The organism is Massilia sp. LXY-6 (genome assembly GCF_051233485.1).
Taxonomy (GTDB): domain Bacteria; phylum Pseudomonadota; class Gammaproteobacteria; order Burkholderiales; family Burkholderiaceae_D; genus Telluria.
In genome coordinates this window covers 15,397-33,376 of record NZ_JBKFGF010000057.1, presented here as the reverse complement: position 1 = coordinate 33,376, position 17,980 = coordinate 15,397, and the positions used below count along the sequence as shown (strand labels likewise).

16 protein-coding genes and 1 pseudogene are annotated in these 17,980 nt (G+C 53.5%); 6 read left to right on the top strand and 11 right to left on the bottom strand.

Annotation, left to right across the window (positions count from 1 at the left end; genetic code table 11):
• The first annotated feature begins 796 nt into the window (after positions 1–796).
• Both ACI48D_RS22585 and ACI48D_RS22580 read left to right on the top strand, forming a co-directional pair.
• Entirely contained in the window at positions 797–1,195 is a 399-nt protein-coding gene (locus ACI48D_RS22585) for a hypothetical protein (RefSeq protein WP_435573483.1), read from the top strand.
• Between the two features lie 229 nt (positions 1,196–1,424).
• Positions 1,425–1,940: a hypothetical protein gene (locus tag ACI48D_RS22580; protein WP_435573482.1), complete on the top strand. Its 516-nt coding sequence runs from the start codon at positions 1,425–1,427 to the stop codon at positions 1,938–1,940.
• A 1,112-nt stretch (positions 1,941–3,052) separates the two neighbouring features.
• On the opposite strand, the pseudogene ACI48D_RS22575 reads toward ACI48D_RS22580, so the two are convergent.
• From ACI48D_RS22575 to ACI48D_RS22555, 5 genes and pseudogenes are all read right to left on the bottom strand, one after another.
• Positions 3,053–3,463: pseudogene (locus ACI48D_RS22575) on the bottom strand (transposase).
• Positions 3,464–3,608: 145 nt separating this feature from the next.
• Entirely contained in the window at positions 3,609–4,475 is an 867-nt protein-coding gene (locus ACI48D_RS22570; RefSeq protein ID WP_435573481.1) for a hypothetical protein, read from the bottom strand.
• 385 nt (positions 4,476–4,860) lie between these two features.
• Positions 4,861–5,337 carry a hypothetical protein gene (locus tag ACI48D_RS22565; protein WP_435573480.1) on the bottom strand — a complete coding sequence of 159 codons (477 nt, stop codon included), beginning with the start codon at positions 5,335–5,337 and terminating at the stop codon, positions 4,861–4,863.
• A 204-nt stretch (positions 5,338–5,541) separates the two neighbouring features.
• Positions 5,542–5,811, bottom strand: a complete 270-nt coding sequence (locus tag ACI48D_RS22560) for a hypothetical protein (protein WP_435573479.1) — start codon at positions 5,809–5,811, stop codon at positions 5,542–5,544.
• Positions 5,808–6,575, bottom strand: a complete 768-nt coding sequence (locus ACI48D_RS22555) for a hypothetical protein (protein ID WP_435573478.1) — start codon at positions 6,573–6,575, stop codon at positions 5,808–5,810. The genes ACI48D_RS22560 and ACI48D_RS22555 overlap by 4 nt, the downstream gene beginning before the upstream one ends.
• 546 nt (positions 6,576–7,121) lie before the next feature.
• On the opposite strand from ACI48D_RS22555, the gene ACI48D_RS22550 reads away from it, so the two are divergent.
• Together ACI48D_RS22550 and ACI48D_RS22545 are read left to right on the top strand one after the other, a co-directional pair.
• Positions 7,122–8,027 carry a hypothetical protein gene (locus tag ACI48D_RS22550; RefSeq protein WP_435573477.1) on the top strand — a complete coding sequence of 302 codons (906 nt, stop codon included), beginning with the start codon at positions 7,122–7,124 and terminating at the stop codon, positions 8,025–8,027.
• A gap of 131 nt (positions 8,028–8,158) precedes the next feature.
• Positions 8,159–8,509: a hypothetical protein gene (locus tag ACI48D_RS22545; protein WP_435573476.1), complete on the top strand. Its 351-nt coding sequence runs from the start codon at positions 8,159–8,161 to the stop codon at positions 8,507–8,509.
• Between the two features lie 52 nt (positions 8,510–8,561).
• Here ACI48D_RS22545 and ACI48D_RS22540 read toward each other — a convergent pair whose 3' ends face one another.
• From ACI48D_RS22540 to ACI48D_RS22515, 6 genes are all read right to left on the bottom strand, one after another.
• A complete protein-coding gene (locus ACI48D_RS22540) occupies positions 8,562–10,475 on the bottom strand; it encodes a DNA primase family protein (protein ID WP_435573475.1) in 1,914 nt (637 codons plus the stop codon).
• Positions 10,476–10,734: 259 nt separating this feature from the next.
• A complete protein-coding gene (locus tag ACI48D_RS22535; protein ID WP_435573474.1) occupies positions 10,735–11,922 on the bottom strand; it encodes a tyrosine-type recombinase/integrase in 1,188 nt (395 codons plus the stop codon).
• A 605-nt stretch (positions 11,923–12,527) separates the two neighbouring features.
• Positions 12,528–12,815 (bottom strand): hypothetical protein, encoded by a 288-nt coding sequence (locus ACI48D_RS22530; protein ID WP_435573473.1) that lies wholly within the window; start codon positions 12,813–12,815, stop codon positions 12,528–12,530.
• A 756-nt stretch (positions 12,816–13,571) separates the two neighbouring features.
• Entirely contained in the window at positions 13,572–14,306 is a 735-nt protein-coding gene (locus tag ACI48D_RS22525; protein WP_435573472.1) for a hypothetical protein, read from the bottom strand.
• Positions 14,233–15,492, bottom strand: a complete 1,260-nt coding sequence (locus ACI48D_RS22520; RefSeq protein WP_435573471.1) for a hypothetical protein — start codon at positions 15,490–15,492, stop codon at positions 14,233–14,235. The genes ACI48D_RS22525 and ACI48D_RS22520 overlap by 74 nt, the downstream gene beginning before the upstream one ends.
• 13 nt (positions 15,493–15,505) lie before the next feature.
• Positions 15,506–16,045, bottom strand: coding sequence for a hypothetical protein (locus ACI48D_RS22515; RefSeq protein WP_435573470.1), 540 nt, complete (start codon positions 16,043–16,045; stop codon positions 15,506–15,508).
• Between the two features lie 532 nt (positions 16,046–16,577).
• Between ACI48D_RS22515 and ACI48D_RS22510 the strand changes: the two genes are divergently transcribed.
• Together ACI48D_RS22510 and brxF are read left to right on the top strand one after the other, a co-directional pair.
• On the top strand, positions 16,578–17,492 hold the full coding sequence (locus ACI48D_RS22510; RefSeq protein WP_435573484.1) for a WYL domain-containing protein: 915 nt from the start codon (positions 16,578–16,580) through the stop codon (positions 17,490–17,492).
• A 10-nt stretch (positions 17,493–17,502) separates the two neighbouring features.
• Positions 17,503–17,958, top strand: a complete 456-nt coding sequence (gene brxF / locus ACI48D_RS22505; RefSeq protein WP_435573469.1) for a BREX-3 system P-loop-containing protein BrxF — start codon at positions 17,503–17,505, stop codon at positions 17,956–17,958.
• Positions 17,959–17,980: the final 22 nt, after the last annotated feature.

Genomic DNA, 17,980 nt, shown 5'->3' with positions numbered 1-17,980 from the left:
CGTCTCGAGACCCCGCACCAGACGCGAAAAATACCTGAATTCGACCACCGTGGCATCCGATGCTGGTTTGTCGTCTCGACTCGGGCGCAAAACCTATTTGTTCAGCGCTTCCCTAAGCAGAATTGCGCGCAACACAAGCGCAAAACAGAAAGCAATGTCGAGGATTAGAGTGCCTATGAACAGCTTGTCTTCTACGAACGCGAGCTGCCGCTCTACGGAAACCCCCTGGCGTGTCAAACAAGTACGCAACCGGAAAGCCACCCTTGCATACGGGTTCATAGCAGGGGCGGCAGCGCTTGGCCACAAAAATTTCCATACTCGGCCAATTCGGGGCCTAGGCGCTCAACAGATACCGACAGAAGTGCTCATTTTATTCTGTAATTGGAAATGCCCAGGAAAGATGGCTTGAAGGTTTACTTCTGTTCGTGGCTGAAATATGAGGTAGTGGTCAGCTCCTGATATCCATGTGTTCACTAGCCGATTGGGTTAAAACCGCGTCGGTTAGCCGCTATACAAGTTTAAGAACTTGTCGAGTAAGCCCTTCTCTTGTCAGTTCATTGTCCTAATATTTTCCAGATTACTCACTATAAACACCTATTCTATTTGATTAAAATCGTAACATTAAATTTTTGTAATGTTACGATTTTGTGTATATTCGATATTTACATGTCAACAAAAATCGTTATCATCGGCGCTTCTCTCGTCGCTGTGCAATCTGAATCGCCTACAAGTGAGTACAGATTTCACTAACTCTTGTTGAGCATTAAACGTAATGAAGGTTTTTGCTACCACGTCCATGCCGACCGCTATCTCAGCGATTATCGCTGTAATACTAGTGGCAGCATGTACTCACCATGATCTTTCGCAAACTGCTAGGGTTGACATTGGCAGCAATGTTCTTTTAAAGGACTATGCGCTTGTATGCAAGCAACCTTCGGAAGAACTTAACAATATAGCCAAAAATAATGGAAAGGACCTGCGGGACCTTTATGAAAAAATATTTAGGCACGAAGGATGTTATGACGCATCCTCGTTTGAACAGGGACAATGGAAAGTTTTAGCAAGAAACGACACACAATTACTCATCAAAATGCAAGGGCGTGCAGGCGAATATTGGGTTTCAAATATGCATATTAGCTTAGGTGAGCTATCTGCAGTTAAGGCTGAGAAAACTCCTTTTCAATCGAGTTTATAATTTTCCCGCTAGATCTTGAAATATTTGAGTAAGTCCGGCTCGTCGTTGATCTTTAAGAATATGTGGTTCAAAGAACGTGCAGCATCCATGCCCGATACGTTCTTCTTTTAGCCTGGACTCGAGTCTAGGATGTGTCGAAGCACATTGACTTACTAATTGCTTAGCTGCCTTCCAGAATGGCTATTACTAAGCAGAAAATGAATATTTACATCAAAAAAGGGAGATTTGCGTGATCGCAACCATGAAAAGGAAAATGGCACATCCCAGCTTTGTATTGCTCAGTATTATATTTTTCGCGTGGCTTGCTGTATCGCATTTTGACATGCATACAGAATGGCGGAAAAAGCCGAGGACCTTGCCGACGCTGGTGTCGACCTTAGAAAAATACCGATTATATAGTGGTAGCTACAGGGTTAACGAAATTCCCTGGATTTTCGACGGCGGCACGCGCACTCGAGGGAAAGTGTTAGCTACATGGAACGCTGATTCAGCGGCCACAAAAGCTGCCTGTAACAATGAATGGGCTAAGGATAGAGCGTATTTTCTGCTTTGTGGCGCTCTTGAAGATAATATGATTCTCGCTGTCGATGTCGACAACACTGATCCTGCACTTATCGTATATGTTCCTGTCGCGCGACGAGCGAAGATCCTGTCTGGTCAGGACGTTGTATTCACTGCCGGGCATGTAACTTGGGACGGTTCAGTTCAGTTCTTGCCGAAATTCGTTCATGCCTTTCCCAACTAAGGACTTCCTTCGCTAGTCCGTTCCTGCCTGGAGGAAGCCAAGGCTCGATCATCGTGGTTTTAGTTTTCTCGGCTTTGCCGCCGTTTCGAATCCAACCAGGCTACCTGAAGATGCGCTTGGCCACATCGGGAGGGAGAGCTCCACAAACGGGAAGTTCAAGCCAGTGCGTTGTGTAGCGGGGTGACTTCCTCTGCCATGGTAGCCCATCGATGGGCGAGTCCTGCTGACGCCAGATGAAGAGTGTCCCTTCTATCCAGCGAGTTCATGCAGTGCTATGTCTGCGCAATCTTGTTTGACCACTCGGCCGACCTGGGCGGCTCAAACAGTGAAGCTCGCCGCTGACTGTTTTTCGGCACAACTCGGTAGGCTAAAACGGAAACAGACCGAACAAGCGGACTGCGCATCGCAGAAACGACAACGCCGATCTTCATGGATCGGCGTTTGTGAGGGATGTTCTTGGTGGCCCGGGGCGGAATCGAACCACCGACACAAGGATTTTCAAGTCGTAGCTCTTTCCGGCGTTCTGTCGAGCATCTAGTTTCGCAAGCGTTCTATCGGCATCCTACCGATTTCCATAGGCGGATGCTTGACGATCATTGATGAAAACTTACCACGGCTTTTCCCAAGGAATTTGTCGCTCCCCGGCGCCTTACTGTGCGGGCTTCGCACACGACCATGGACACTCTTATTGTGCCTGAGAGACCGGAGAGTGGCCGGCGTTTTCTGTGATTGGCAAGGCTTTTCGCTGGGTGTCTCCTTGACGTAACCTTACGCATGTCTGTTAACTGACGCAGAAGATTTATCGGTTTGCCCAGCAGATGCTCGGCAGGAAAAATGTCGAGACTTCGCCTGTGGTAGCCTCTCCACCTCTTCCAGACCGCCCGGCCCAGCCTGCACGTCGTGCAGGATCTCATTGCGCGCATCGGCACCGCAGCGGTTCGTTTTCCAGGGCTTGGCGTTCTTGCGGGTCGAGATGACAGCGTGCGCATCACGAGAGGCGATAGACTGTGGCAGTCTTTTGTGTCGTAGGTACTGTCACTGCTGACGTTGGCAATCTTCGCGTCGGCAGGAATTTGGTCAAGCAGGGCTGACAGAACAGGCGTGTACCGATGCTATTGTCGGTCACTTCCGTGGTTCGGATCCAGCGTGGATAAGTAAATCCAGATGTACCTTACGCCATTGGCGGGGTACTCGGCGCCGTGCTTCTTTGTCTTCCATTCGCCTTCGCCCAACATCTTGATGCCAGTACTGTCGACAAGCAGATGTAGTCCCGTCGTAGTGGGTACAGCGTCGATGGCCACTTGCATTGTCTTCTGACGCGGGCTTACCGTGCTGTATCCGGTACGGGCCTGTCCAGCGACCTGTAAGGCGCAGCAGTCTTTGCGTCATGTCCTGGGCCTGGCGCAGTGGCAAATTGAAAAGACCTTCATATTCAGATAGAACTGGATCGCCTGGTCGCTAAATGTTTGGCAACGCCCACGTTTGCCGTCCGGCTGAACATGCCAGCATAGGTCCGGATCCAGCCAGATGAGCAGCGCGTCAAGTGCCCTGAGCGCTTCACATGTTTTACAATTAGTAGTGCGGTACTCTGCGGAGCCGGGTCCATACGTTCAGGCTACCAGACCCATGTTCCACGCTAGCCAGGCCTGATTTACGCAACAAAGCTTCTTAAAGCTCAAAACGAACTTCGTCAGAAAAACAAATGCCACATTTTTTAAATCCGTAAAATTGTAACAAAGTTTCGGAAAAATTGAGACCATCGCTCTTTTGGATGTTGAATTCGATGATCAAGTCCAAGAGATTCTTCTTATGCTCTAGAATTTCTCTATCGGTATCGTTAAGAGTCTCGTTTTCGCGAAGAGCCCGGGCGGCCGTCGACGGCGCAAACATATATTTCGCAATTGAAAGCTTACCATCATCAGTAACGCGAAGTTCTTCCAGCCTCTCGACGATCTGAGCAATATTTTCTTTAATGTTCGGAGTTGACATTTTCGACACTTCAACCTTTCCCGAATTGTGAAACGATATCTTATTTATGTCGCATTTGAGGCGGAACTCATCTTTCAATTTCTGAATAAACAAATACTCCTTGCCGTTCTTCAGAAGTCCACGGTTTTCTTTGGCAAAATTTCTGAACCTATTTACTTCGTCATCCCCTTTGTTCCGAATTTCCAATGGAATCTCAAAGTTCTCGAAGTCGTTTGTCAGAGTTTTGCAATCAATGCTTTTATGGTAGCTAGGGGCCGAAGATGCGGATGTGAAGAGGTAGTGATTGGAGACGGCCTTATTAACGGCCGGGAGAGCACTCTTTTCTAGTTGTTTCTGAAGCGCGGAGCCATATTTTTCAGTATTGGTCAAAAATTCGCTCAACTTCCTAATATCGGTCGCCTCTTTCTGATTGAGGTAAGGCCGAAGATTTGTTTCTGAATAAATGGACTTGAACGTCGTGATTATATCTTCTTCAATCTCGACTTTTGTCTTCTGGACAAGTTTCTTGAAGTTGCTTGTCGTAATAGCGTATTTATTGGTGGTCATCAGTCATCCATTTTCTTTTAATTCGACTGCGATTACTAACTGTTCTACATGACTACAACGAAGCTCGGGTGCTATGGTGCAGCTCATGTTGAGCCAATTCGGTAACTCTACCTGGCCCGCCCTAAAACGTAAAGTTTTTGCAATTCAGTACGGGTTTGTTATATTGATTGCCTGTGTTTTTAACATCCTAAACTCCTCCTGGACGGCAACGGTCGAGGGCGTCCAATTGTGTGAAGCCGATTAAGGATGGCTGTACACAACTGCAACTTGGTGACCTGGCAGTTGAAGTCACCTGACCTTATCCTTTGCGTCTCCAGCGCTGGGTAGGCACACCGCGTAGCTAGGTCAGATAAGAGTTGAGTTGGGTTCTAGTCATTATACGTACTCATCTTCCGCGATCATCGAACGATCCATCTGGCCGTAGCCATATTCCGTCGCTCAGGTAAACGTCCTCGCCGTCAACAGGAGCAAGGTCCTCGTACAACGAGCGCATATCAGCGCGCTCCACTTCGGGCCGGCGGCGTGAGATCGCCGTAGCTTTTTCCTGTTGAATCTGTTTCGGTGTTTTTCTAGGGCCATTGGATAGGTCAATAGTGTGCCGCATTTGGAAGCCGTTGGCCGAGTCGATCTCGATTCGCATTTCGTCGCGATGGCATTTCACATGGCATGAACAATGCCAGCGCAGGTGGGCGATGTCCTCAATTACGCCAGAGTCCCAGTGCGGCTGTGCAGATTCAGCGTGCATTAGAACCTCAACATGATCGCCAACGCCGAGATCTTCTCGGTCGCAACGCATAGCGTAGGCCTTGCCTTGTGGTGTAAGCCTCACGAAGGCGACGCGTTGAACGGGGCTTCTGCTCATGGTTCTCTCCTTGTTCAGTTACAGTCTAGGTGCGGACCGGTAAGGGCAACTACACCGGAAAGCTTGGGTTATCTACTATCGTCGAATTCACGTCTTTCTTGCATTCAGGTCCAGACGGCATGCCATTTGCAGAATGCCAAGAAAGGATGATCTAGCTGCCAACATGAGCCACTCTGTGCCCTTAGAAAGACGTTGGTATATGGTTTAACTGCGGCGAATCCGCTTGTGGCGGTGTCCTACGGTGATAATTACACCATCGGCGACAACTGCGTAGCTGTCTAGGTACTCGTGGACCTTGCGGATTAGGCCGCCGGCATAGCGCTCAATGCGCTTTTTCGCGCGACGGTCGAAAAAAACAATCTCAGCGCCAGCATGATCGTGTTCACGGTGGCCAAACTCCAGCAGCAGGTCCAGCACAAGGAAGGGAATGCCGCGCTGCTGGCAGCGGATGTCGGCATGGACAGTAGTAATCATGACTTCGGTGCCTTTTTCATGGTTGCAAGGAACTCAGCAAGCTTTTCAGTATCGAGATCGAACTCCAGGACGCCGGCTTCTTCAAGTATTTTCTGAATCTGTTCTGCCGGTATCAATGTTGAAAGATCAATATTTAATTCGAGCTTTCGGGTGCCGGTATAGGGCCGAGTTGGAATAAAGCTCTTGCGGCCAGCAAGCCAGCGACGGGCTTCTTGAGGGCGCACCATGGTGCGGCTACCGTTTAGCTCGGTCTTCAGGGGATCGGGCAGTTTCGGGTTAGCTGCATTGCGCACACTCCGCTCGTCCATATTTGCAAGTAACGCTACTTCAGCAAGCGTCAGATGGTTCATGTCGCCTTTCAAGGTGCCGTATTGCCGCCCGCCATGATCGTTTTCGCGCCAGCCGTCTTCGAGCACCATTCGAGCCACAGCGGTTTGAACGGCGCGCAGCGCTAGCCTAGGTGGCTTGTTCTTATTTCTTTTCAGATAGGACTCCATGGGCTGAGTGTCTATGGCCAGGAGAAAGCGTTCCAGCTCAGCGTAGAGCCCATAGAAATGGCCTTGCGGGTAGAGCTCTTCGGATGGAATCCCCATGACGCCGAAGTCATACATCTCGTTAACGGCCTTCCAGAAGGGAGTTGCCTCAATTGCCTCCCGGCTAGTCCAGGCATGGCTGCTCATGCCGTACAGTTGCGCGACATTGCTGCCGAACCCGCTTAAGAAAGCGAACAATTCTTCCTGCATTTCTGACTTTGAAAACGGCATGACATGTACCTTTGTATGAGTATATGTGTGTCATAGTATCACATTGGGCTGTGTAGTCAAGTATGACATCATGGATATCATGTTGGTGTGCTCCGAGAAGCGAAGAGTCAACTGTTCCGGAGTATCAACATCGGGTCGTAAAGTTATAACAACCGAAAAGAGTGCAGTGGGCTTTAGAGGGGCGTGGCCTTCGAGGTGATCAAATATCCATACCGTCGGGCGACGATTAGCGGCTGAACTACAACTCCAATAGTTGACGTTGTGTCAAATATCTTGATGAGCTATGATGTTCTGCACCTATGCGTAGGCAGAGGAAGCGCTAGAGTCCAGATTAGTACGAGAAGGGTTGTAGTTCGTTGCCTCAAGTGTGCCTTCGGGCCTTGTAGCAGAGCGCGTCATCACCAAAGTTAATCTGAGGATCACTCTGGGACAGACCCACGCTACGTAATAAGTGCTCTTTCGTTGGAATTAGCAAATTTGCTTCGAATCTTACCGAACGATGTACTGCCGACATGTGCGTCCGCATCCGTCCCCCGGAGAATATAGATGAGTGAAATTGTGCTGCGCGCCGCTGATCGGTCCGCACTTGAGCGAGCGCTTGACAGCTGCAAACAATGGGCTGCACAGCATCAGGCAGAGGTAGGCGTTGCAGAGATAGCACTTGGTGCCGCCATCGTCTCGTGGGGAGTGATGAACGGCCAAATCGTGTTGGGTCAGCATCTGGCAGGCAGTCGGCTAGCAGACATCAGCGGCTTAACCGGACTTGGAATCGGAGCCGCTGGCTCAGCCGCTCTTGCGATGACGCTGCTGAAGGGCGTCTTTGTGGGAGGCGTGGGCATGGTCGCTGGAATCACCTGCGTCCCCGCAATCGTTATCATCGGAGGAGGAGCGGCAATTCTCGGTAGCTTCGGTTACGTGTTGGGGGACAAGGTTGATGCGCTGCTCAACGCACCCAACGGTTTCGGTGACTTGCTGCAGGATGGGGCGGCTGTCGCGGTGGGCGTGGCGTTGATAATTGATGGGGCGCGTCGAGTCGTGAACGATGAGCGGGTATTGTCATCGGCTTCGAGGTTCAGGGAAGGCGTGATTAGTCTGGTTCCCCAAGCGTCTGAAGCAGTCGCTACTACGTTGAAAGACATGCAAAGTCTCTTGAAAGAGGCTGCTGAAAGCTCATCGGCATACGCTACTGGAGGGGCAACAACGTTAGCCGGCGCTGCGATCGGAAGTTCTATCGCTGCTGGTTCGGTAACCGTGTTAGGGTCGAGCGGGCTTGGGGCTGCGGCGTTATCGCTAGGACTAGTTTCGGCACCCGTCTGGCCCATCGTTGCAGGGGGCGCGGTAGGCTTGACTGTTGGGTTAGCTGCATGGAAAGGCATCCAGCATCTACGAGGTCGCGACAATACTTCCGAACTAACAGGTGAGGAGTCGAAAGCGGTTCCTCCGTCTGCCTGAGAGGGCAATACCTGACGCTACCGTTGGCTCGTCCGTGCGTTCGTCAGTATCGAAGCGCTTGCTGGGACGCCCACTTTGACATGTTTAGCTGCCTATAATGATGCTTTGAAACAGCGATCAAAGGCCAAGCTATGACGATCAATCTCAACAACCCTGGCGAGCTGAATCGAACCAATGTCCGTCAGCTCCTTGCTGCAGGCCGCGATGACATTGATGTGGAGCTTCGCGTCACGGACAACGGCATCGTGTTCCTGTCGGAAGTAACCGGGCCTGAGCGAATGGGTGGGATTTGCTTCCGCATCGGCGGTATGAATACGGATGCACACGACAGGGAGTTTATCGGCCCAAATTCAGCGGCGATGACTGACGACAACCTTGTCAATCAGGTGTTGAGAACGATAGCAAAGTACTGGGAAATCAAGCCAAATTCTCGATTTGCTGACCTCGAGCCTTATTTGCATTCGTCCGAACCAGACATGTAGGCTCCGGACACAAACGCCCCAATGCGCATCAAAGCGCATTGGGGGAACGTAGTTACTCGCGATCCATCGAATCCATTAGCGATTCGCGAGTGTACAGGTCCTTCTGATACTCTTTTGCAGCTACGAGCCAAAGCTTGTCGCCATTCGACATCCGGCTACCGAGCCCGGCGTTACTTAACTGCTTGCCGAACTTGATCAGGTTCAGCTCCGGGAATCGGAATCGCGACGCGAACTGCCGGTACTGCTCGTACAGTGCGGCTGGTTTGGTGCCTTTGCTGTCAGGCGCGCATGCTTCCTTGATGAAGTAGCGTACGCTGTCAGATTCGTCCCTGTACTTGTTTGCATACCTGATCGCTGATTCTGGGATGATGAATTCGTCACGCTGAAGCAGGTCGCGTAGCGCATTCACAGCCAGAACCAGAATGCCGTCGAGCTCGGCAAGGATTTTTTGTTGCAGATGTTTGTCCATCTCATCCTCTCTGAACTTGCGGGTGAGCTCCAGAATAATGGCCCGGCGGAAGAAGCCGTCGGTCGTATCCTTGAGATAAGGGAGTGAATTGGTCGCTGCAACGAGCCGGACAAATGGCTGGTACGAGAACGACGGTTGGAACTTGCGCTCGGCTTCCACCCAGTCACCCGCCACAATCGCCTTGAGGTAGCCATCGGCGATGGTGGCATCACTGCTCATCTCGTGGCTGATGTTGCACAGCTTACCCTGTAGCTCAGCCCGGACCGATGGCCGACCCATTCGTTCGAGCATGGCGTACGATACGTTGTCCTTGCCCACCAGTGCGGCCAGTGTATTGAGAAGGAGCGACTTGCCATTGCCGCCGCTGCCGACCAGCCACAGAAATTTGTGCTGGCTGACATCAGGAATCAGGCAATAACCGAACCATTCCAGAATGAACCGCACTCGAGTCTCGCGATCATCGTCGAGCTGGAAGATTTCGTCGAGGGCCTTGACAAAGAATGGAGCCGTGGCATCCGGATTCCACGTCACATCCATCCTGTTGACAAGGTTGTGGTCCGGATCATGGGCTAGCAGTACTCCGGTTTTCAGGTCGAGCGTGCCATTGTTCAGGCAGAGCAGACGACCGCCATCGTTATCGGCGGGCGCGACATCGGCAACGATAGTAAGACTTTCCAGGTTTTCAACGATCTGCTTGACGATGCCGATGTTGAGAGTCGTGTATGTATCGAGGATGCGCTTCTCGACATCGACTTTTCGGCTAAGCGGCTTCCAATAGCCGTCCTCGTAAGCGTAGAACTCGAAGTTGAAGAACTTCAGCAGGCCATTGAATAGCGTGCGAAAGATTTCTTCAGCCAGCTTACGCGGACACTGCTTGGAGCTGGACCCGGTAGGCATGCGTGAAGGTCGTGTAACTTCTTCGTCGTCATCGCAATCATCCGACCACCCGCAGTCCTCGCCCATAGCGGTGAGTTCAGCGACTGCGTCGAACACTTCTCCATCCAGCAGCGTGAAAAACGCGTCGTCCCTGTGCGCTGGTGGGCACGACGGCAGGTAAAACGCCTGGGCAACCGCTTTGGTCTGAGGATCGATTGCACCGTCAAACAGCTCGTTGAAGGCTTTGAACATCTTCGGCCACAGCCGGGCTGGAATCGGTGCAGTGAATGGGATGACCACACGGAAGCGGGGTTCTTCGGCCGTATGGCTGTGCGTGGATACCAGGACCGCTTGATAACCGGCATCGGCTAACGTGTTGCGAACGATCTCCGGCGACTGTTCGTCGAAATCAAAGATGCCGAGGGAAATGGAGACTGCTGCATCATTACGGCGTGTTCTGCGCGGGCGGAATATCGTTGCCGAGAACATCGGACCATCCTTCTTAGCGCGCACGTCATGTTGGTTCAAATGCACGGCACACAACTCGTCGAAGCTGAGCTCCTGGCACTTCGGCGCGGTGTCAGTGCAGTGGTCAAAAAAGCTGATTTTGTATTTGAACATTTTGATAGATCCAAAAAGAAAAACCTCCCGATACGCTGCGAACGTGCGAGGGAGGCTGGTGATTGATGATCGGATGCGCCCGTCCTGGTGCATCCGGTTATTGCTCTTGCTTGCTATAAATGCCTGTGACACATTGAACGGTGGCCATCGCGCATGTATAGGTAGGGAGCGCGTGCAAAAAAAAGATCCCGCGCCAACCATGAGGCTGGAATGGGATCATCGAGAAAAAAACCGGGGAAAGCCGTTGATACCGATGGGGTCAAGCCTGTGCCCCCGCTTCGCTCGCTCCCCCGTTCTTGGCTTGGGAAAAAATGCTCGAAACCGAAGCTGATGCCTGCCTGAGAACATCGTTCGCGAGGTGCGCATACCTCTGCGTGGTACTCGGCGACGCATGCCCAAGCAAATTCTGAACTTGGAACAAGCTGACACCAGATGACACGAGGTAGGACGCGAAAACGTGGCGTAGCGAATGAATCCGCAGGTATGGCAAGCCAGCAGCATTCAGGATTCGAGTGAATGCTTTGCGCGGGTTGTTCAGCGGACGCGCCGGGTCACGTCCGGGGAAGACCCATGGAATGCCGGGCATGCGTGCGTGACCGCGCAGTAGCTCTACCGCCTCCGAATTAAGCATCACGTGGCGGGTTTTGCCGTTTTTAGTCTTCGGTAGAAACCAAAGGGCGTTGTCGAGATCGACGTGCTCCCAGCGTGCCTGAAGCGCTTCTTCGCGCCGCGTGCCGGTCAACAGAAGCAGCTTCAATGCCGCGACCGCCTGGATGTTGGGCTCGGCATCCATCGCTTTGAGCATTTTTTGAAGATCTTCGGGAGACAGTGTCTCGACGCGGGATTGCGGTTCGCGGAACTTGGCAACGCCAACACAAGGGTTGCGGTCAACCCGCTCCCAGCTCATCGCCATCTTGAAAAATTTGGACAGCAGAGCGAGGTGGCGATTGGCAGTTGCCGGACTATGCGACGTCTTGATCTGTGCGATGTACATTTGCACATCGCGAGTCGAGATATCGCATAGGCGGCGCGAGCCGAATTTCGGCACGAGATGCAAACGCAGCTTGGACTCATCCATGTCCCAGCTGACCTTGTGCTGCTTTGCGTAGGGCAGGTATTCATCCAGGGCAAATTGAGCGAACGTAGGCATCTGACGGACACGGTCGCGCTGTTCCATTGGATCGACGCCGCGATCGATTGCGGCACGCCATTCAAGGGCCTGCTGCCTGGCCTCCTGAACACCAATGGCTGGGAATTCGCCGATTTTGGCCTTCTTCCGCTGACCATGGATCGTGTAGTGAAAATAAAAGAACTTCCGTTGTGCAGCTCCGGCACTGCAGATGATGCGCAAGCCGGTAACTTCAGAGTCGCTGACCTCCTTTGATTTGGAGCCCGAACCTGGCGCAGGTCCGGACATGGCCTCGATGGCCCGGTTAGTTAATTTCATGGTGCTCCTTGAGAATGCGAAGAACTCCGTGCGGACAAGACCGGGCACGGTGATTGACTTGACGAAGGGGTTGGGATGCCGTGGTTCAGGGGAGAACCGGGCTGAGGTGGGTTCCTCAAAGGAACGCGTGTGATGCGAGTCCCCTATTATCTTGTTCAAGGAATGAAAATCCCTTGTTCAAGGAAATCCTTACAGAACAGCGCGCCGAGACGTTTTTCCCGCCCGAGCCGCGTTCTGCGCGGGAGCAACGATGCGGGGAGCGTGCCTGACCGTTCGATCAGGCAAAACCGGTAAACGACGTCAGTCTTGTTAGTCCGTGGAACTCGCGCCACCCGGTTTGCACCACCTTCAATGGTGCGTTGCTGGCGAAGGGAGATTGAAACTGCGGCAGCATGCGACGCCTAAAGTCGGCGTTGCGCCGGTCTATTCCGGGTCGTTCGTGGGAAAACCGGTTGGCTAGCCCCTGCTGCTATAAAAATCTTCCCCCACTCCTCCCCCTGCGCTTGCTTGAGCAAGTTGATTGCAGGGGGAGAAGTGGGGGAAATTTTGCAAGGCATTATGCCGAACAAAAGCAAGCGCGTTCGCTAGCCGTTGTTCATCAACTGCTAAGCGGTACGATAGCTGTTGCAGTAGTCGAGAATCAGATCGGTCGCGCAATCGACTAGCGTCGATGCAAGCTCAGGTCGATCGAGTGATTGCTCGTCACCAGCGAGCCGGGTCGAGTATGCGAACGCGTGGACTACATGCAGTATTTGGTCCAAGCGCAGGACTTGAACCTCAAGAAGGTGGTTGGTCAGCGCTGTTACTTGATCAAATGCGAAGTCCCAGAGCAGGTCGTCATGTTTGTTGGCCCGCTTCGAAGTACGGTTGCCAGTAGATTTGCGTTTTGCCATTTTGATGCTCCTTGATAAACATGAAAAAACCGCCGACGGATGCACCGAGGGCAGTATTGGGTTTTTCAGGGAAAGCAGAGAAATCCTTCCCTATTGTGTTGTTCAAGGTTGCGGCAAGAAGCTGCTTGAAGCGGAGCCTAGAAATCGGCGGCGGGAGGTCGATGCCCGCCGCCGCCGCTATGTCCTATGAAAGAAATTTGCAGCATCGGCATTGGCGCTGTCTCCGGTCGCCAGCCATGATGTCGTGGCATCATGAGTCAATAGTCCGATGGCAAAAGTATGGTTGTAGCCGAGCGGTCTGCTTCGGTAATGATCCATATCCGCACACCGACTCCAATACGGTACGCTGAAAGCAGCCTAGAGCCAGATTGCAGGGCCATATGGTTCGCCGTGGCATCGTCGGATGGGACATCGCCCCAATCTCCTGAAGCGTGGCGCTTGATTAGGGAGAATGGGGTGACGCCGTACCGCGCCAAGGTCTCTAGCGCTTGCGGCGTGGCGACCAGACTGCCGAGACGGAAGAGGGCAGCCTCCGAGAGAGCACGCAGTAGCATGGAACTTCCTTTCACATGAATAAATCGGGCGACTGGCTGCACGTTCGGCCAGACGAGCTGGTGAGCGAACTGAACGCCTCTCGATATCGATTGATGAGATGCGCTCTCGCCTGTTGGGATGCCGGGAGAGCGCTTGAGGACAATTGCAACACCTGAAATCACGGCAGGAAGCAGAAGGAGGATTCTTGCTACAGGCGCTACCTCAATACACGTAGCCGTAGTCGTGGAACTCACTGCGAAAAGCCGAGATAGCCACGAAGTTCGGATCGGGCGATGCCATGATGTCCGCAACCCGCAGGTAGATCCGGTCCCACTGACCATTTGGATCGTAGCGATATTCGTCGGACGACCGCAGTCCATCATGCTCGATGCCGAGAATGACTGGATCAATCGGGAGGTGTACCTCGACGAACTGCTGTGGATCACAGTCTTCCAATCGCGCGCCGAGCCCGCTGATGCAGAACACCACGCCGTCGGTCAGCAGTTCGTCCGCTGGGACGCGCTCGGCATACGGATCGCCGGCATCGTCACTATCAGCAACGACAAGCTGCACCAAATAGGCGTTATGCACGTTCTGGTAATAGACGGCGTTCTGATGGAAAGCGCCTACCGTCATAGGCGACCAGTACCGAATGATGCTTACGTACTGGGGAGGTAGGTGGGGCGCGCCAGCGTAGACGACGCCACGCAGTTCCGGCGGAGCAGTCACCCTCTGGTGGTAGGCTTCGCTCTGAAGGGGGGACAGGGAGACGGCGATTCTTGCGGAGGCTGGTAGCTCTGCGATACGCAGTGCCGGCGTGTTAAGGAAGTAGCCAGGGGCGTGGGTGAGGTCGGTGTCCGGGGCGTCGCCAAGTGATACGCGGTCATAGTAGTCGAGTGATCGGATCGCCTGCAGGGTTTGGAGGGCGTCCGGCAGTACAAAAATGGTTGCTTGCATGAGATGGGTTCCTATCGTGAATGACGAAGCCACGGCGCACCAACTTTATGCGGTGGCGGGCTTCGATCGTGGGTCGGTTCGTGCTGAATAACGTCGTGTCGCGGGTGCCTTCGGCGTGGGTCGCTTGTTTGGTGAAAATGGATTGGCGAATGGCGGCCTCACCGATACGCTCGTCGAAGTGGAAGCGGCCGTTACTGAAGCCCACTCGGTCGATGTCGTATTGCGCCGAGAAGATGAAGCGCCGCGCGTCTTCAGGGGTTTTGACGAGAGCCAAGTGAATCCCCTTACCGGCCCGGTTGGATTTGCCGAGGAAGTATCGCGGGTAGCTCGCCACACCTTCTGAGACTTCCTTGAACCGATAGCCAAACCGTTCCTGTAACTGGACCAAAACGACGGCATCGGTGGTAAGGAGATCGATGTCGGAAAACTCGCTATGGACGGCCGGGCTGAGCATGTGTTTGACCGCGCCACCGAAGAGGTGGATGCGCGGGTCGTGCATCAGATGCGCGAAGAGTTGCTGATGGTCGAGCAGAATGTCGTGGCCGGACCATTCCTGGTTTGCGAGATACCGGCTATCTAGGCATAGCGTTTTGGGGACGAAGACAATGCCACGATGACCAGAGGCCAACTGGCTAAAGTCCGTGCTGTAAAGCGAATTGAAGTTCTCTCGCAAGACGAGTCGACCGCCCAAACGCCTATGCAGAGCTGCATACTGCGGCATCAACGACTGGAGCTGCTCGGTCGGCAGAGGTGGAAGCACCAGCGAATATTCGACATCCATCCCGGACCATTCGTGCTGGTAGCGCGGTAGCTCCACCAGTACGTCTCCATCGAGCGAAATCGAGAAGCGGTCCACGATGCCGCGCAGCATGGCGACGTGCTGCGCTTCACGCGTTACGACTCGCGCCCGAAAGCCATGGTCGCGGATGACACCAACCATGGCCAACAGCTTGGGCAGATTTTCGTTCAGCCGGTAGAGCGGTTCGGCGCCGCCGCTGATGGAGATAGTGGATTTCTTGCACGAGGCGATGAAGGCCGCAACTTGTTCGGTGGTCTGCCCTTGGTAAGGCAATTCGTCCCATCCTCGCCAGTTGCAATAGTCGCAGGATTTGGAGCAACCGAAGCCGCGTGTCTTGCCGACGCCCCAGTTGACCAGAATGGTGTAATTGGGTTGTGAGTCATGCATGAGTACTCCCTTGTTATTCAGCCGGATTGGCCGGCTTAGTTCGCTTAAGCGCGAGGGTTTTGCGTTTTTCCGATGCCGCTGCCGTACCGTCCCTTTGTGATGACGGTGGGCTGGTATCCGCCGGGATGCCTTCCAGCGCGAGCAGTGCCATTTTCCAGTTGTCCCAATCGCCTGCCGGGACATGCTTCGCTTCATTGTCCGTGTCACGCGCCAGCAAACCCTCGGCATGAAGAATCGCTGCGAGAAAGCCGGCGTTGTTGCTGCTCTTCCCAGCGAAGACAATCTTCAGGACCTTCGAGGGAAAAGCTGGTTGATCGGGTTTGCCGACGAGCTCCTGAATGCGATCGACTGGGACATGTTCGCGGCTGAAGTACCCGCCGCTGGAGTTGTCCGTAATCGAGACGAACAAGGCGATTCGGTCGGTATCACATGAAACTGTGTAGCTGATGCTTCCTTGGGCGGACTTGCCGAGCTTCGACGCGAAAGCAGTTTTTAAAGTGATGTACTGCGGGGTGGCCGAGGCGGCCACTATGGCTGTTGAGGTTGGTTTCACAATGTCTTTTCCTTAAAAGACCTGCATTAGCTGCGGGCACAATGAAAAAGGCCCAATGACATCGGATGTTATTGGGCCTGTTTAACAGCGACACGTCGGTGTCGCATCGGTTCGTACTGTCGCTATCGTCGATATTTGAACTCGAACGACACGTCGAGGCTGCGAGGCAGCAGCGTTTGTTTCAAAGCCATGGTGCCAGCGCGAACGCTGGGAAGTCCATTGCCACCAGAGCAATTAATGCGATCGGGTGCTTTCCAATTCCACGTGGGTGCGGAGGTCACTTTCATAATTTTCAGAATCCTTAGCTAAAGTGAATCCCGGATTCGTTACGGATCTGGGAACTGAATAGGTATCAGCATCTTCATCATATATGATCAAACTTGCAACTAATTCGGCTGTGTGGTTGTGGGTATCTTGATCCGCAAGTGCTAATCAAAATGATGCTCATAGTGAACTAAAAAAATCCGATGGACATGCCTTGTGGCAAACCATATACTCCGAGCAACACTACGATTTGACGCCCAGCCCTAAGATGCCAAGTGGAGCGCTTGCACAATTGACTCAGCCACAACGTGATCGACTTGCGTTCGTGGAGTTATGCATACGCTTCATTGGAGAGATCCGGCGGCAAGACTTGGTCGCGCGGTTTGGCATCCAGTCTGCCGCTGCATCTAGAGATTTAGCTCTGTACAAGGAGCTGGCTCCCGGCAACATGGACTACGACTCCAAAGGCAAGTCGTATGTCTTGGGGACGAACTTTCAATCAGTCTTCGATTTTCGCCCGGAGCGAGTGCTGTCGTGGTTGACCCAAGGCTTTGGTGACGGCGAACCGTTGCAACTCAAGGCATGGGTGGTCAGCGAGAGCCCGTCCCGTCTTACCCATCCGCATTTGGATGTGTTGGCGAGCGTGACACGGGCAATACATCAGGGGTCTTCGCTTGATATCGAGTACCACTCCATCACCAATGGGAAAACTGAGCGGGAAATAGTCCCGTTCGCGTTGATCGATAACGGCCAGCGCTGGCACGTCCGTGCCTTCGACCGGAAGTCGCAGGAGTTCCGGGATTTTGTGATCACCCGGATCAAGCGCCCCGTGGTGCTCAAGGGGCAGTCAGTGGCACCCCACGAGATGAGCGATCAGGACATTCAGTGGACCCGGATCGTCGAGCTGGAGCTGGTGCCGCACCCGGATCAACCCCGGCCGGAGATCACCGAGATGGACTACAGCATGCAAGGTGGCGTGCTGCGGATGAAGCTGCGGGCAGCCACCGCTGGTTACATCCTTCGCCAATGGAGTGTGGACTGCACGCCCGACCACAGCTTGCGCGGGTACGAGTATCGGCTGTGGCTGAAGGACCACCTGGCCATCTACGGCGTGCGAAATGCCGTACTGGCGCCGGGCTACCGTTCCCCTGATCAACAACGGCTTGAAGCCGAGTCGGACTAAGGGGATGAGCATGCTCGTAAAACTCGAACGACTCATCGGCGAAATCGGCGACCTCAACAGCAAGTTGATCCTGCTGGTCGGTCCCAGCCGCAGTGGCAAAACCCAACTGCTGCGCCAGCTCGGCGCTAAGCTCAATATCGAGCCGCTGAACGTCGGCCTGGAGCTCGGACGCCGCTTGGCCGCCACGCCGAACAACAAGCGCGGCTTCTCGGCAGGCGAACTGCTACGGGAGATCGCGGACAAGGAGCGAACTGAAGGCCCGCTGCTGCTCGACAACCTCGAGTTGTTGTTCGAGCCGGGCCTGCAGATCAACCCGCTTGACCTCGTCAGGCGGCTGGCTCATTCCAAGCGAGTCGTGGCCGTCTGGCCTGGCGAGCTGCGCGGTGATCGCTTGGTGTACGCCGACATGAGCCATCCAGAACATCGTGACTACAGCCGTGATGGCGTGGTCGTACTCGAAATTTGACGCTACGGCGAAGAGAGAACCA

Bases quoted from the DNA above. Each gene is read 5' to 3' on its own strand.
- ACI48D_RS22585 (WP_435573483.1), top strand. From the start codon at position 797: ATGCCGACCGCTATCTCAGCGATTATCGCTGTAATACTAGTGGCAGCA.
- ACI48D_RS22570 (WP_435573481.1), bottom strand. From the start codon at position 4,475: ATGACCACCAATAAATACGCTATTACGACAAGCAACTTCAAGAAACTT.
- ACI48D_RS22565 (WP_435573480.1), bottom strand. From the start codon at position 5,337: ATGAGCAGAAGCCCCGTTCAACGCGTCGCCTTCGTGAGGCTTACACCA.
- ACI48D_RS22560 (WP_435573479.1), bottom strand. From the start codon at position 5,811: ATGATTACTACTGTCCATGCCGACATCCGCTGCCAGCAGCGCGGCATT.
- ACI48D_RS22555 (WP_435573478.1), bottom strand. From the start codon at position 6,575: ATGCCGTTTTCAAAGTCAGAAATGCAGGAAGAATTGTTCGCTTTCTTA.
- ACI48D_RS22550 (WP_435573477.1), top strand. From the start codon at position 7,122: ATGAGTGAAATTGTGCTGCGCGCCGCTGATCGGTCCGCACTTGAGCGA.
- ACI48D_RS22545 (WP_435573476.1), top strand. From the start codon at position 8,159: ATGACGATCAATCTCAACAACCCTGGCGAGCTGAATCGAACCAATGTC.
- ACI48D_RS22540 (WP_435573475.1), bottom strand. From the start codon at position 10,475: ATGTTCAAATACAAAATCAGCTTTTTTGACCACTGCACTGACACCGCG.
- ACI48D_RS22535 (WP_435573474.1), bottom strand. From the start codon at position 11,922: ATGAAATTAACTAACCGGGCCATCGAGGCCATGTCCGGACCTGCGCCA.
- ACI48D_RS22530 (WP_435573473.1), bottom strand. From the start codon at position 12,815: ATGGCAAAACGCAAATCTACTGGCAACCGTACTTCGAAGCGGGCCAAC.
- ACI48D_RS22525 (WP_435573472.1), bottom strand. From the start codon at position 14,306: ATGCAAGCAACCATTTTTGTACTGCCGGACGCCCTCCAAACCCTGCAG.
- ACI48D_RS22520 (WP_435573471.1), bottom strand. From the start codon at position 15,492: ATGCATGACTCACAACCCAATTACACCATTCTGGTCAACTGGGGCGTC.
- ACI48D_RS22510 (WP_435573484.1), top strand. From the start codon at position 16,578: ATGCCAAGTGGAGCGCTTGCACAATTGACTCAGCCACAACGTGATCGA.
- brxF (WP_435573469.1), top strand. From the start codon at position 17,503: ATGCTCGTAAAACTCGAACGACTCATCGGCGAAATCGGCGACCTCAAC.